This window comes from Saccharopolyspora thermophila (genome assembly GCF_014646075.1).
GTDB lineage: Bacteria > Actinomycetota > Actinomycetes > Mycobacteriales > Pseudonocardiaceae > Saccharopolyspora > Saccharopolyspora thermophila.
Window position 1 is genome coordinate 166448 of record NZ_BMMT01000006.1, and the last position, 13286, is coordinate 179733.

Consider the following 13286-nt stretch of genomic DNA (forward strand, 5'->3'; position numbering starts at 1 on the left):
TGCCCCGCGGCGCGAGCCAGCAACGCCGCGTTGAGCGCGGTGTCGCATTCCGGGTCAACCGAGGTTCGGCAGCACCAGCACCAGCCACAGGGCGGCCGGGACGATCGCGACGATCATCGCTCCGTAGACCAGCAGCCGCCGGAAGAACGCGTCGCGGTCCACGCCCTTGGCGTTGGCCAGGACGATAGCCCCGTTGGTGGAGAACGGGCTCACGTCGACCACGGTGGACGCCACGGCCAGCGCGGTGATCATGCCGACGGGGCCGATGCTGCCCTGCAGCAGGAACGGCACGGCCAGCGGGATGAGCGCGCCCATCAGTCCCACCGAGGAGGCGAACGCCGACACGACCGCCCCGATGTAGCAGAGCAGCAGCGCGGCCAGCAGCGGGATCCCGATGCCCGCCACGGAGTGCCCGACGTAGTCGATGGTGCCCATCTTCTCCAGTACACCGACGTAGGTGAGCACACCGCAGATCAGCAGCACCGTGGGCCAGGCAACCTCGCCGGGCGCCTGGCGGGCCGTCTTCGGCGACACGAGGCTGAGCACCACCGCGACGGACATGGCCACCAGGCCGACGTCGAGGCCGAAGCCGAGCGTGGTGACCACCAGGATCGCCAGTCCCACCAGGGTGAGCACCCGGTCGCGGTCGAGCCGCACGTTCTCGGTCTCGTCGACGACGACGTCCGCTCCGCCGCCGACCAGCGCGGGCTGGCGGGCTTCGGCGCGCACCAGCTTGAGTCCTCCGAGCACCACGAACACCACCGCGGCGATCACCGCGTTGACCGCGAAGCTGCCCAGGAACAGCACCACCGGGTTCGACGGCAGGCCGCTGCGGGCCACCACGCCGTTGACGATGGTGCCGTAGATGCTGATCGGCGAGAACCCGCCCGCCTGCGTCCCGTGCACGACCATCGCGCCCATCAGCAGCGGGTTGATCCGGTACTGCGCGGCGAGGTTGAGCGCGATCGGGGCGACGATGGCGACCGCGGCGGGGCTGACCGCGCCGATGGCGGTGAGCACCGCGCCGATACCGAACATCACCCAGGGGACGAGCGCGATCCGCCCGCCCACCAGGCGCACCGCCTGCCGCACCAGCCAGTCGGTGGTGCCGTTGGCCCGGGCGATGGCGAACAGGTAGGTCACGCCGACCAGGACGACGAACAGATCGCCCGGAAACCCGGCGAAGATGTCGTCTTCGGACAGCCCTGCGACCAGGGTGGCGACCAGGAACGCCGCGGCGAACGCGAGCACCCCCATGTTCACCGACAGCGTCGTGGCCACGGCGAACGCCGCGACCAGTACGAGGATTGAGATCAACTCGGGCGGCACCGTTGCCTCCTTGCCCGCGCGAGGCCGCCTCCCCGCCCCGACCAGCGGTGTGACGTGCGGCATAGTGGCTGATTGGCCAGTCCACTTTCGGCGAGCAGCCGCCCGAAGTCAAGCCTCGATTGGCGAACTGGTTCAGCCACTGACCCGTCGGTCCGGTCAGGGACGCCCGAACTCGAGGTACATGACGTGCAGGCCAACGCGGCCGAACCTCGGATGGTCGAAGGCGCCGGGCACGGTTCCGACGATCTGGAACCCCAGCCGTCGGTAGAGGTCGACGGCCGCGTGGTTGGTCTCCACCACGGCATTGAACTGCATGCCCGCGAACCCGCGGCGCCGCACCCAGTCCAGGGCGTGCTCGCACAGCGCCGTCCCCACCCCGCGCCCGCGTGCGCCGGAGGCGACCATGAAGCTTGCGGTGGCGACGTGGGAGCCGCGTCCCTCCCGGTTGGCCTGCATGTGCGCGGTCCCCACGATCCGGTCGTCCTCGACAGCGACCACCGTGGCGCCCGGCGGCCCCACCACCCAGGTGTCGCGGGCCTGCTCAGAGGTCATGGTTGGGTCGTAGGGGAACGTCTCCTCCGCCCGGATCACCTCCCGGACGATGGGCCACACCCGCGGCCAGTCGGCTTCGACGTAGTCCCGGACGCGCATGCCGGGCATGCTACGGCGCGAGCGCCGGCCGGGCAGCCGGATTTCCGCATCAGGGTCGTTATCGCTGCTCGACCCGGTCCTGTCGCGGGGTGTCCTCAGCGGATCTCCAGCGGCGTTTCTCCTAGCGGTCGCGGGGTTTGGCGCGGACGTGCATGCGCTCGCCCTGCGGGCCGAACAGGCTGATGATCTCCACCGGGCCGTCCCCGGTGCTGCCGAACCAGTGCGGCAGGCGGGTGTCGAACTCCGCGGCCTCCCCCACCTTGAGCACCACGTCGTGGTCGGCGAGCACCAGCCGCAGCCGACCGCTGAGCACGTAAAGCCACTCGTAGCCCTCGTGGGTGCGCGGATCGGGTTCGCTGCGGGTGGTGCCGATGATCATCTTGTACGCCTGCAACCCCCCGGGTTGCTGGGTCAGCGGCACCACGGTGGCGTCCCCGCGCCGGATCGGCTTCAGCCGCACCCGCGGATCACCCACCGGCGGCGCGCCAACCAGCTCGTCCAGCGGGACCTGATGTGCCTGAGCGATCGGCAGCAGCAGTTCGAGGCTCGGCCGGCGCTGTCCCGACTCCAGCCGGGACAGCGTGCTGACCGAGATCCCGGTCCTCTCCGACAGCGCCGTGAGGGTGCACCCGCGCTGCTGGCGGATGTGCCTGAGCCGGGGGCCGACAGCGGCCAGTACCTCATCCATGCCCCTATTGCAGTTTCGGCAAAGAAGTTTGTCAATCCGGCGTACGGGTGCGCATGGTCGAGGCCATGAGCGACGTGACACACGTGGATGTGCTGGTGATCGGGGGCGGGGCGGCCGGGCTGTCCGCCGCGCTGGTGCTGGCCAGGGCCCGCCGCCGGGTCCTGGTGGTCGACTCCGGGCGGCCGCGCAACGCCCCGGCCGAGGGCGTGCACGGGTTCCTCTCCCGCGACGGGATCGCGCCCGCGGACCTGCGCGCGACCGGCCGGGCGGAGGTCGAGCGGTACGGCGGGCGGATCGAGCCGGGCGAGGTACTCGCGGTGCGCCGCGTCGGGGACGGGTTCGCGGTCGAGCTGGCCGACCGCGCGGTGCGGACCCGCCGCGTGGTCGTGGCGACCGGGCTGCGCGACGACCTGCCCGACGTGCCCGGTCTGCGGGACCGCTGGGGCCGCGACGTGCTGCACTGCCCCTACTGCCACGGCTGGGAGGTGCGGGACCAGCCGCTGGGCGTGCTGGGATGGCAACCTGCCGGGGTGCACCAGGCGCTGCTGCTGCGGGGATGGTCCGACGACGTGGTGCTGTTCGCCGAGAACCTGGCCGACGCCGACCGTGCCCGGCTCGCCGCGCGCGGTGTGGCGGTGGTCGACGGGCAGGTCCGCGGCTTGGTCGTCGAGGACGACGCGTTGCGCGGCGTGCAGCTGGCGGACGGCACCACCGCGGCCCGCTCCGCGCTGTTCGTCCCGCCCCGCTTCAGGCCCAACGACGCGCTGCTGGCCGACCTGGGCTGCGAACGCGACAACGGCTGGGTCCGAGTGGACCCGACCGGGCGGACCAGCGTGCCCGGGGTGTGGGCGGCGGGCAACGTCGTCGACCCCGCGGAGCAGGTGGTGAACGCGGCGGCGGCCGGCGCCAAGGCGGCGATCGCGCTGAACGCCGATCTGATCGAAGCGGACCTGCTGGAGGGTGCGGCGTGAACCACGACGGCGTCGACTGGGCAGCGATGGCGGAACTGCTGGAACTGGAAGGCGAGACGCACAGCCCCTACGTGCGGCAGGCCGTCGCCGAACTCGCCGACCTGGTCCCGCGCCGCGTGCTGGACATCGGCAGCGGGCCGGGCGTCGCGGCGTGCCGGTTCGCGGCGGAGTTCCCGGCCGCCGAGGTGATCGCGGTGGATGGCACACCGCAACTGCTGGCCCGGGCCGAGGAACGCGCCCGGCGGCTCGGAGTCCGGCTGCACACCCGGGTGGCGGAGTTCCCGGCGGGGCTGGCCGACCTGCCGTCGGCGGACCTGGTGTGGTCGGGTCAGGTCGTGCACCATGTGGGCGACCAGCAGGCCGTCCTGGAGCAGCTGGCCGCGCTGCTCGAACCCGGCGGTGTGCTGGCCATCGTCGAAGGCGGCCTGCCCGCCCGGTGGCTGCCGCGGGACGTGGGCTTCGGCCGCCCCGGCCTGCAGGAGCGGCTGGACGCGGCGATGGCGGACCGTTTCGCGCGGATGCGCACGGAGCTGCCCGGTTCGGTGCGGGTGGTCGAGGACTGGCCGGGCATGCTGCGCGCCGCCGGTCTCACCGAGGCCCGCAGTCGGACCTTCCTCGTGGACCACCCGGCACCGCTCGCCGGGGCACCGAGGCGCTGGGTTCGGCGTTGTCTGGAGCGGCAGCGGGCGATGCTCGCCGACGAGCTGGCGGCCGAGGACATCGCGACACTGGACCGCCTGCTCGACCCTGCCGACCCGACGGGCGTCGACCACCGCGCGGACCTGTTCCACCTGACCGCCAAAACGGTCCACTTCGGACGCAAACCGCGGTCATGACGCCCGCCTTACCGGAAGGCGCCCCGCACCGAGTCGCTCGGTGCGGGGCGCCCCAGCCCGCCTGACCGCGGCACCATCTGGATGGCAGCCGCGCCGGGCACGAAGCCGCGAGCGTTGCGAACTGACGGTGCACACCGTCATCCGGGCGGCAGGGCGTGAAACAGGGCGTTTACACGAGGTGCCTTGAAAACGGGGCTCGCGGCGTGCATGGTGGCCTGCAACACACCGCCGACCTGCGAAAACTGTTCACGATCCGGGGTTCGGCGGAGTTGACCGGAGGCCGCCAGCGCGACGACAGGAAGGGGCCCGCAATGCTCCGAGACGACCCGCCACCGGAGCGCACCCCGCAGGCGCGCACCTCGCGCCGCAGGGCCAGCACCGTGGGCAGCCTGCGGCGCGCCATCTACCGGGAACTGGCCGATGCCGCCGCGCGGTCCGACGTCGTCCAGGCACCCCTGACCTGGCCGCTCGTCGCGCCCCAGGCGACACCGCACCAGGCGAGTCCCTGAGCTGCGCCACGCCGAGCACCCCGAACAGCAGCAGCGCACCGGCCAGGCCGAGGTTTGACCGCTGATCAGGACTTCTTCGGGCGCAGCGTCCAGCGGACGACGACCTCGCCGGTCGTCTCCCCTGCGGAGTCGCGGATCGTGCAGCGCACCGGGAACTCGGGGCGGCTGCCGGAGTCGAGTTCGGCGACGACCTCAGCGGCCGGGCGGTCCAGCACGGCCTCGGCCGTGAGCGGCCCGACCGCGAGCTTGCGGTAGTGCACCTCGGAGTTGACCACCAGCGGCGTGGCGCGCTCCATCTGCTCGGCGAACGCGGCCAGCCCGACCGCACCGGAAGCCGTCTCCGCCAGTCCGAACATCACCGCGGCGTGCGGCCCGCCCACGTGGTTGCGCTGGGATTCCAGGTCGGGCAGGGAGCACACGACGCGCTCCGCCTCGACCTCGCGGAACTCGATCCCGGCTGTGGTCACCCACGGCACGGCCTTCGTCATCGCGTCAGCCACCCAGCTGTAGTCAGCACTCATGCCCGGCGATGTTACTCACAAGTAACATCGCCGGCAACGGGCCATCCTGCAGGAGCCCGCGGCTACACAGGCAAACCGACACGCGCCGTTCCCAACGGGTCATACCGGGGCCCCGGATCGAGAAGGCGTCTGAGGTTCCGCTACCGGCACGGTCACCGGGAACGACCCGAGCAGTTCTAGGAGATGTACGGCATGACGTGGGTTGCCAGCTGTGCTGCCTGGTGCGAGTGGTCGAACAGGGGGCTAAACAGGATCATCTCCGCGCCCGCTTCGGCGACCGCGCGCAGTTCGGCGATGCAGTGGTCCGGGGTTCCGACGATCGCCGCGGCTTCGATCGTCTCCGAACGCCTGCCGTAGAGGCGTTCCAGCGTCGCGTTGACGCGGGCGCGGGCGCGGTCGGCGTCGTCGTCCACCGCGATGTAGACGCGCTTGGCAATCGGGAAGTCCGCCGGGTCCCGCTCGGCCTCGGCCAACGCCTCGCGCACCACCCGAACCTGGTCGGCGAACTGCTCGGTGGTGGACGATCCCGCGCCGAAGAACCCGCCGCCGTGCCGGACCGCCCGGCGCAGCGCGGCCGGGCTGCTGCCGCCGAACCAGATCCGCGGGTGCGGCTTCTGGGCGGGCTTGGGTTCCATGGCCGCGTCGGTGAGCTGCCAGAACCGTCCGTCGAGGGTGGTCCGGTCCTGTGTCCACAACGACTTCATCACCTCCAGCCCCTCGGTGAACCGGGCGACGAACCGCTCGGGGTCGACGCCGAAGGCGCCGAACATGCGCCCGCGACCGCCGGTTCCGACCCCGACCTCCAGCCGCCCGCCGGACAGCTGGTCCAACGTGGCCAGGCTCTTCGCCAGGTGCACCGGGCTGTGCAGGGTGGTCACGAAGACCGCGCAGCCGAGCCGCAACCGCTGGGTGCACGCGGCGGCGTAGGTCATCGTCTCGATCGGCCCCAGCTGCGGCATCGACCCGAGCACCTGCTCCTGGGTCCACCCGCTCTCGAAACCGAGGGCCTCCACCCGCGTCAGGTAGGTCCGGAAGGCTGCCGGGTCGAACTCGCCGTCGGCGTAGAACTGCGGAATCGAGATCGCGAACCTCATCCTGCGATCCTAACGCCGCTGGTCCCACCCGGGCACCGACCGCCCGCCACCACAAAGGATTCCACAGAGGACAACAATCCCGCGGACGATCGACGCGGTGCACCAGCACCGCTCGATCGGCGGATCGAGTCGGGTGGCCGTCCGCTGAACAATGCTGGGCAGGCGGACCGTCGACACAGGGAGCTGTTTCGTCGTGGAGTCGTACGACGTCGTCATCGTGGGTGCGGGATTCGCCGGGCTGGTCGCGGCGCGGGAGCTGTCCCGCCGCGGGCGCTCCACCGTGGTGCTCGAAGCCCGCGACCGCATCGGCGGGCGCACCTGGACCGACGAACGGCTGGGTCGGCGGTTGGAGATGGGCGGCACCTGGGTGCACTGGGCGCAGCCGCACACCTGGAGCGAGATCACCCGCTACGGCCTGGCCGTGGAACCCAGCCCCACCTCCGAGTCCGTCCACTGGATCGCCGGCGGCGAGGTGCACCGGGGCAGCTCCGAGGAGTTCGACGCCCTGATCGCGCCCGGCATGGACCGGCTGGCGGCCGACAGCCGACACTGGTTTCCGCAGCCCTACGAACCGCTGCGCCGACCGGACCTCGACCGGATCGACGCCCTGTCGGTCGCGGACTACTTCGCCGGTCTCGACCTCGCGCCCGCAGCACGCGAGGTGATCACCGGGGTGTGGGCCGAGCACTTCAACGCCCCGGCCGCGGTGTCCGGGCTCAGCCAGGCGATGCGGTGGTGCGCGGCGGCTTCCGGCGACTGGCGGCTGCTGCATGAGGCCACCTCCGGCTGTCGCCTCAGCGCCGGAACCGCGGCGCTGGCGAGCGCCATCGCCACCGACACCGCCGCCGACCTCCGGCTGGGCACCCGGGTCGTCGGCGTTGCCCAGCAGGACGGCGGCGCGGTCGTCACCACCGCCGACGGCAACCGGATCACGGCCAAGCGGGTGATCTGCACGCTGCCGCTCAACGTGCTCGACACCATCGACTTCCAGCCCGCGCTGCCCGCCGCGAAGCGGTCGGCCGCCACCGAGCGCACCGCCTCGCAGGGCCTGAAGACGTGGATCCGGGTGCGCGGCGAGATCCCGCCGTTCACCGCCTACGCCCCCGACACCCACCCGCTGACCTTCGCCCGCACCGAGTACACAGTGGATGGTGACACGGTGCTCGTCGCGTTCGGCACCCGGGCCGCCGACCTGGACCCCACCGACAAGGCGGGCGTCGCGCAGGCGCTGCGAGCCTGGCGGGACGATCTGAAGGTCGTCGACGTCGCCGGGCACAACTGGATGACCGACGAGTTCTCCCGCGAGACGTGGCCGATGCAGCGGCCCGGTCAGCTCACCGCCTACCTGGCCGCGCTGCAGCGGCCGCACGGCTGCGTCCACTTCGCCGGTTCCGACGTGGCCAACGGCTGGGCCGGTTTCATCGACGGCGCAATCGAAAGCGGCCTCACCGCCGCCGCCCAGGTCACCGCCGCGCCACGGCCGTGAGGGTCACAGCTCGCGGGGCAGTGGGATGCCGCCCGCCGCGCCGCGGTGCGGCCCGTGCTCGATGAAGTTCGCCGCGTAGCGCATGCCCGCCTGGTACGCCTCGACGCGTGCCCGGCCGATCTCGACCTCGATCTGCTCGGGGTGCAACTCGTCGGCCAACGAACGCAACTCGGCCAGGCGCTGGCGGATCTGGTCATCCATGTCCGTTCCACCGTTCCTGCATACGGCGGCCTGTGCCGACCGCCCCAACCCCACCGCGACGGGTACGCTGGATCGACGGCGATCGGAAGCAGCCGGGCATGGTGAGCCATGCCACGCAGGCGTACCCGGAACCGCGCGGTGGGAATCCCCTGCCACGATGCGGCCAAACCGCTGGCCGCGCCCTGATCATGGTGCAGCCACCGGGAAATTCGACGGGTCACCACGAATCGACCGCGCTACCGTGGGGCGGTGCTGAGCTTCGACCGCTACTGCGACGAGATCGTCGCCCAGACCGAACTGCTCCGCTCCCACCTCGCCGGGGCTGACCTGAGCGCCCCGGTGACCACCTGCCCCGGCTGGAACCTCGCGCACCTGGTGCGGCACCTCGGCGGCGCGCACCGGTGGGCGACGGCGATCGTGCGGACCCGGGCCACCGAACCCGTGCCGGACGACCAGGTCAACGACGTCTCCGACGACACCCGCGTCGACCCGGCCGAACTCCTCGACTGGCTCGCCGACGGCGCGAAGCGGCTGGCCGACGCCCTGCGCACCGCCGGTCCCGAAACCCCGGTGTGGACCCCGCCGCCCGACGGGACCGCGATCTTCTGGGCGCGTCGCATGGCGCAGGAGACCGCGGTGCACCGCTTCGACGCCGCCGCGGCCGCGGGCGCGACGTACTCCCTGGATCCCGAAGTCGCCGCGGACGGGTTGGACGAGTGGCTGGACTTCGGCGCCCTACCGCAGCTCTTCGAGGAGGAGCCGCAGGCCCGCGACCTGCTCGGGCCCGGCCGCAGCCTGCACTTCCACGCCACCGACACCGCCGCCGACCGGTTCGTGGACCTCACCGACGAGCCGATCACCTGGCGTCGCGAGCGCGCCGAGGCGGCGGTCGCCGTGCGCGGCGCGGTCGTCGATCTGCTGCTGGCGGTCTACCGCAGAGTCCCGGCCGGAACCGTGGCGGTGAACGGCGACCGCGCGCTGTTCGACGACTGGAGGGACCGGCTCAGCTACTGGCTGCAGTAGCCGTCAGGGGCACCGATGGGCGACACGGTGGCGGACGTACTGACCGCCGCGTTCGGCGACGTCGCACCGGCGGGGGGGGGGGCGACGACTGTTGGTGACATCGCGGATTCCTCCAAAGTTGGGGCCCGGCACGCCCACGCGTGTCGGAACGAGGTTCCCAAGCTTGCCGCTGTGCCGGGGGCGTGATGCCGGGTCGGGCCCTCTCCGGTCTCCCCGGTGGACTCCGGGGAGACGGCGGCGGGACGTGGTGGTCAGCGGATCACGGCGACCGGGCACGGGGAGTGGTGCAGGAGCTTGTGGCTGGTGGTTCCGAGGTGGGCTCCGGACACGCCGCCGCGGCCGCGGGCTCCGACCACCACGAGCTGCGCTCCCTTCGCGCGGGTCAGCAGTTCCGCGCTCGGCGAGCCGTGCGCGACGAACGAGTGGACCTCGACGTCCGGGAACCGCGGGCTCCAGTCCGCGAGCAGGTCGGCGACGAAGCCCTCCTCGCGTTCCTGCACCTGGTCGGCGGCCGTGCGGGACAGCAGTCGCCGCACGTCGGTGCCGATGACCTCCCAGGTGTGCACCACGTGCAACGGTGCGTCCCAGTCAGCCGCCACCTCGAAGGCGTGTGCCAGCACCGGCACCGCCGAGGTGGCGTCGTCCACGCCCGCCACGACGGGGCCCGTCACCGGGAAGGTGGGCGGGTCGCCGACGTCGGGCACCACGACGACCCGGGTGTGCGCGTGCGTGGCGACCCGCACCGCGACGGACCCGGCGAGTAGGCCGGTGAAGCCGCCGAACCCGCGGTCGCCGACCACCACCGCCCGTGCCGTCCGGGACTCCTCGATCAGCACCTTGTCCGGGAATCCCGGTTCGCACGCGACCTCCACCGACACCTGCGGGGCCTGCTGCCGGGCGCTGCGGGCGTTGCGGTCGAGGTACCGGGCGACCTGCTCGCGCACGTGGCCGCGGTGCTCCTTCGGCCAGTGCAGGCCGGGGATCTCCGGCAGCAGTGGCGCCTCGGTGACATCGGCGTAGACGATCCGCAGGCCGGTGCCGAGCCGGGCGGCTTCCCGGGCCGCCCAGCGCGCCGCGTTCTCCGCGACGGCCGAGCCGTCGATGCCCACCACCACCGGTGCACCGTTCACCCGCGATCCCCCTTCCGCGCAGGACACCAGGGTCGTCGACCGGGCCGCGCCGCGCACCCCGAGCGGCTCACCTGATCGGCAGCCGCCCCGGCACGAGCAGTTCGGCGTTGCGGTCGGCCGGGGTGCCCAGCCGGGTGTGGTCGGTGTGCGGATCGTTGCACGACAGCTCCCGGTACAGCGCGGCCAGGGTGTCCGGGCCGCGGTCGTCGTGGTCGACCTGGTACGGGCTGTCGGCCTCCATCAGCGTGGTGAACAGCGACAGGGTACCGTCGCCGTTGTCCACCAGTTCGACGATACGGGCCAGTTGCGGGAAGTCCACGTGGGAGGCCGTGTTGATCTCCCAGAAGCCGCAGTCCGGGTCGTCGGCCGGGTGCGGGGTGATCGCGTTGCGGTGCGAGTGCCCGTTGACCCAGGCGAGCACGTTCGGGAAGCGGTGCAGCAGCCGCACCACGGTCGCCCCGTCCACGCGGGTCTCGCCCGGCCGGCGGGAGTCGGGCAGCAGCGCCGACATGGTGCTGCTGGTGTGGTGGCTGAACAGCACGAACAGCTCGTCGGAGACGTGCTGCCGCCGCCTGCGCCCGAACGCGTCGTAGTACCGGGAGCTGCCGCGGATGAGCACCTGCTCCAGCCACTGGTACTGCGCCAGGCCGAGGGAGCCCTCGGCGAAGCCAGAAGTGTTGGTGGTGTCCAGGCTGATGCCGGTGACGCCGGGCGCGATGCGGAACGTGTAGTAGGCGACGACGCCGTCGGCGTTGTCCTCGGTGAAACCGTGCCCGACCGGGCCGGGCCCGGTATTGGCCGGGTCGAGGTGGGCGCGGACGAATTCGCCGGTGGTGAAGGGGCGGCGCCGCTCGTCGGGAGTGACGGTGCGGATGATGCCGCCGTCGAGCAGACCTTCCGCGGTGCGGTGGCCCCGAAGCAGGGCGGCGACCTCGCGGGTGCCGCGCTCGTCCCGAACGATGATCTTGCGGGAGCCGGTGTACCAGTCCGCCAGGCCCGGGATGAGGTGGTCGGGCAGCGTGCCGACGACGGTGTTGTCGTGATTGCCGAAGGTGGCGTACCAGGGCACCCGCAGGCCCTCGCTGTCGAAGGGCCGGATCGCCGCGGCGAGCAGGTCTTCCAGCACCGGGAAGCCCTTGTCCCGGAACCGGTCGGTGACCTCGCCGCCGGGGTGCCAGTACAGCGCGGAGCCGGAGTTCTGCACGCCTTCGTAGACCGCGGGATCGCCGGTGTTCTGCGCGACGCGACCACCGTTGAGCACGCCGAAGTACCAGTCCAGTTCGGCGGTTTCGTGGTTGTCGGTGCTGTCCCCGGTGGTGATGACGAAGTCCATCGGCCGCCCGGTGACCGGCGCCCCGGGCAGTGAGTTCACGCGGCGCACCAGGCGCGAGGCGGCCAGCGCGCCGAGGGTCTCCTGCGGCCGGAACGCCCCGCCCAGCAGGGGGTGCACGTATTCGAACCGCGCCGGGCTCTGGGCGTCGACCAGGTGCAGGTCGGTGAACTGGATGAAGGCCGCGATCGCGTCGCGACGGTCGTCGCGTTTCGGGTCGGCGTCGACGAGGTCGGTGCGCACCACGATGGGCCATCCCGGCCCCGCGACCAGGCGCCGGTAGCCCTCGCCGGGCACCGGGGTCGCGACCGCCTCCAGGGTGGTGCCCGCACCGTTGACGGCCCACGCGCGGGTCCGGGCGAGGGCCAAACCGGTGCCGAGCAGCCCGCTGCCCAGCAGCGTTCCGGTGAGGGCTGCGGCGCGCAGGAATCCGCGCCTGTCGATCCGAGCCATGTGACGTCCCCGTGCGTCCGGCACCACCAACCGACCCGAAAATATTTCATGTTTCAGTCGATCAGTCCACCGCCGGTGGGGTGACGGTCCTGCGAAATCCGGCCGGCTCAGGCGCCCAGCCACGCCATGAGGGACCGCGACGCTCGTCAGCGGTCAGCGTTCTCGCGATGACAGCGCCGTAATCCGGTGCGGCGGTCAGACAAGGGGGCGGCCGGTGCGGATTCGGCGGCGCACGTCCCAGAGGAGCGCGTTGAACGGGAAGCGGCGCAGCACCCCGGGGAGTGCGCGGACCACCACCCCGAGCACCGACATCAGCGCGTCGAAGCGGCGCTGGTCCCGGTCGGTCCACGGCAGGCGCATCTCGCGGCGGAACGGTTCCGGCAAAAAGCCCGTCGTGACGAACCTGTTGAAGCGGCCCAGCAGCAGCGACACCGGGCGTGGTAGCCAGGCCAGCATCGTCACGTCGTCGAGGTAGCGGCGCACCGCGTCGTCGATGGAGATCCGCTCCACCTGGTCGTTCCAGTACTTCTCGAACACCTCGCGATCAGCGGGCCACGCCTCCGGCGGCACCTGCAGGGTGGTGCCCAGGACCGCCCCGTCGCGGTAGAACGCCTCGCGGGTCTGCTCGTCCGGTTCACCGAAGAACAGGCGGTGCAGGTCCTCGAAACCCTTGTACAGGCAGGCCGCCACCCACAGCTGCAGGTCCACGTCGAAGGCGTTGTAGGACACCGGGCTGCGCTCGGTGGACCGCACCTGCGCGTGCGCGCGGTTGACGCCGCGCCGGAACAGCTCCCGCTCCCGCTCGGTGCCCATCGTCGCGACCGCGAGGTATGCCAGGGTGGTGCGGGTCCGCTTGATCGGATGCCGGAACAGCTGGCCGCTGTCCACCCGGCTCTCCACCACTCCGTAGCCCACTTCCGGCCGCGCCAGCTGCATGATCACGTTCGCGTTGCCCGCCAGCAGCCCCACACCCACCACCGCGTCGCAGATCCGCTCCATCCGCTGCGCCGTGACCGCCACCGTTCGCCACCCCCGCGTCAAGGCCATATCTGCACACGCACGTT

14 protein-coding genes are annotated in these 13286 nt (G+C 72.0%); 5 read left to right on the top strand and 9 right to left on the bottom strand.

Annotation, left to right across the window (positions count from 1 at the left end):
* Positions 1–54 precede the first annotated feature (54 nt).
* From IEY17_RS11010 to IEY17_RS11020, 3 genes are all read right to left on the bottom strand, one after another.
* On the bottom strand, positions 55–1329 hold the full coding sequence (locus IEY17_RS11010) for an SLC13 family permease (protein ID WP_188987236.1): 1275 nt from the start codon (positions 1327–1329) through the stop codon (positions 55–57).
* A 156-nt stretch (positions 1330–1485) separates the two neighbouring features.
* Complete coding sequence (locus IEY17_RS11015; RefSeq protein ID WP_188987237.1) at positions 1486–1980, bottom strand: GNAT family N-acetyltransferase; 495 nt, start codon at positions 1978–1980, stop codon at positions 1486–1488.
* 121 nt (positions 1981–2101) lie between these two features.
* Complete coding sequence (locus IEY17_RS11020) at positions 2102–2668, bottom strand: helix-turn-helix domain-containing protein (RefSeq protein WP_188987238.1); 567 nt, start codon at positions 2666–2668, stop codon at positions 2102–2104.
* Positions 2669–2733: 65 nt separating this feature from the next.
* On the opposite strand from IEY17_RS11020, the gene IEY17_RS11025 reads away from it, so the two are divergent.
* From IEY17_RS11025 to IEY17_RS11035, 3 genes are all read left to right on the top strand, one after another.
* A complete protein-coding gene (locus tag IEY17_RS11025) occupies positions 2734–3639 on the top strand; it encodes an NAD(P)/FAD-dependent oxidoreductase (protein WP_229680033.1) in 906 nt (301 codons plus the stop codon).
* On the top strand, positions 3636–4475 hold the full coding sequence (locus tag IEY17_RS11030) for a class I SAM-dependent methyltransferase (RefSeq protein ID WP_229680034.1): 840 nt from the start codon (positions 3636–3638) through the stop codon (positions 4473–4475). The genes IEY17_RS11025 and IEY17_RS11030 overlap by 4 nt, the downstream gene beginning before the upstream one ends.
* A 311-nt stretch (positions 4476–4786) precedes the next feature.
* A complete protein-coding gene (locus IEY17_RS11035) occupies positions 4787–4984 on the top strand; it encodes a hypothetical protein (protein WP_188987240.1) in 198 nt (65 codons plus the stop codon).
* Between the two features lie 65 nt (positions 4985–5049).
* Here IEY17_RS11035 and IEY17_RS11040 read toward each other — a convergent pair whose 3' ends face one another.
* The gene (locus IEY17_RS11040) at positions 5050–5505 is read right to left on the bottom strand and encodes a DUF4442 domain-containing protein (RefSeq protein WP_188987241.1); all 456 of its coding nucleotides are present in this window, start codon (positions 5503–5505) and stop codon (positions 5050–5052) included.
* A 176-nt stretch (positions 5506–5681) separates the two neighbouring features.
* Complete coding sequence (locus tag IEY17_RS11045; RefSeq protein WP_188987242.1) at positions 5682–6599, bottom strand: LLM class flavin-dependent oxidoreductase; 918 nt, start codon at positions 6597–6599, stop codon at positions 5682–5684.
* A 193-nt stretch (positions 6600–6792) separates the two neighbouring features.
* Between IEY17_RS11045 and IEY17_RS11050 the strand changes: the two genes are divergently transcribed.
* The gene (locus tag IEY17_RS11050) at positions 6793–8085 is read left to right on the top strand and encodes a flavin monoamine oxidase family protein (RefSeq protein ID WP_308423973.1); all 1293 of its coding nucleotides are present in this window, start codon (positions 6793–6795) and stop codon (positions 8083–8085) included.
* A gap of 3 nt (positions 8086–8088) precedes the next feature.
* Here the strand turns inward: IEY17_RS11050 and IEY17_RS11055 are convergent, their stop codons facing one another.
* Positions 8089–8286, bottom strand: coding sequence for a hypothetical protein (locus tag IEY17_RS11055; RefSeq protein WP_188987244.1), 198 nt, complete (start codon positions 8284–8286; stop codon positions 8089–8091).
* 249 nt (positions 8287–8535) lie between these two features.
* On the opposite strand from IEY17_RS11055, the gene IEY17_RS11060 reads away from it, so the two are divergent.
* The gene (locus tag IEY17_RS11060) at positions 8536–9309 is read left to right on the top strand and encodes a maleylpyruvate isomerase family mycothiol-dependent enzyme (protein WP_229680035.1); all 774 of its coding nucleotides are present in this window, start codon (positions 8536–8538) and stop codon (positions 9307–9309) included.
* Positions 9310–9560: 251 nt separating this feature from the next.
* Here the strand turns inward: IEY17_RS11060 and IEY17_RS11065 are convergent, their stop codons facing one another.
* The 3 genes from IEY17_RS11065 to IEY17_RS11075 all read right to left on the bottom strand — a co-directional run bounded on the left by IEY17_RS11065 (position 9561) and on the right by IEY17_RS11075 (position 13221).
* Positions 9561–10439 (bottom strand): universal stress protein, encoded by an 879-nt coding sequence (locus IEY17_RS11065; RefSeq protein ID WP_188987245.1) that lies wholly within the window; start codon positions 10437–10439, stop codon positions 9561–9563.
* A 67-nt stretch (positions 10440–10506) separates the two neighbouring features.
* A complete protein-coding gene (locus IEY17_RS11070; RefSeq protein WP_188987246.1) occupies positions 10507–12222 on the bottom strand; it encodes a TIGR03767 family metallophosphoesterase in 1716 nt (571 codons plus the stop codon).
* A 195-nt stretch (positions 12223–12417) separates the two neighbouring features.
* A complete protein-coding gene (locus tag IEY17_RS11075) occupies positions 12418–13221 on the bottom strand; it encodes an oxygenase MpaB family protein (RefSeq protein WP_188987339.1) in 804 nt (267 codons plus the stop codon).
* Positions 13222–13286 lie beyond the last annotated feature (65 nt).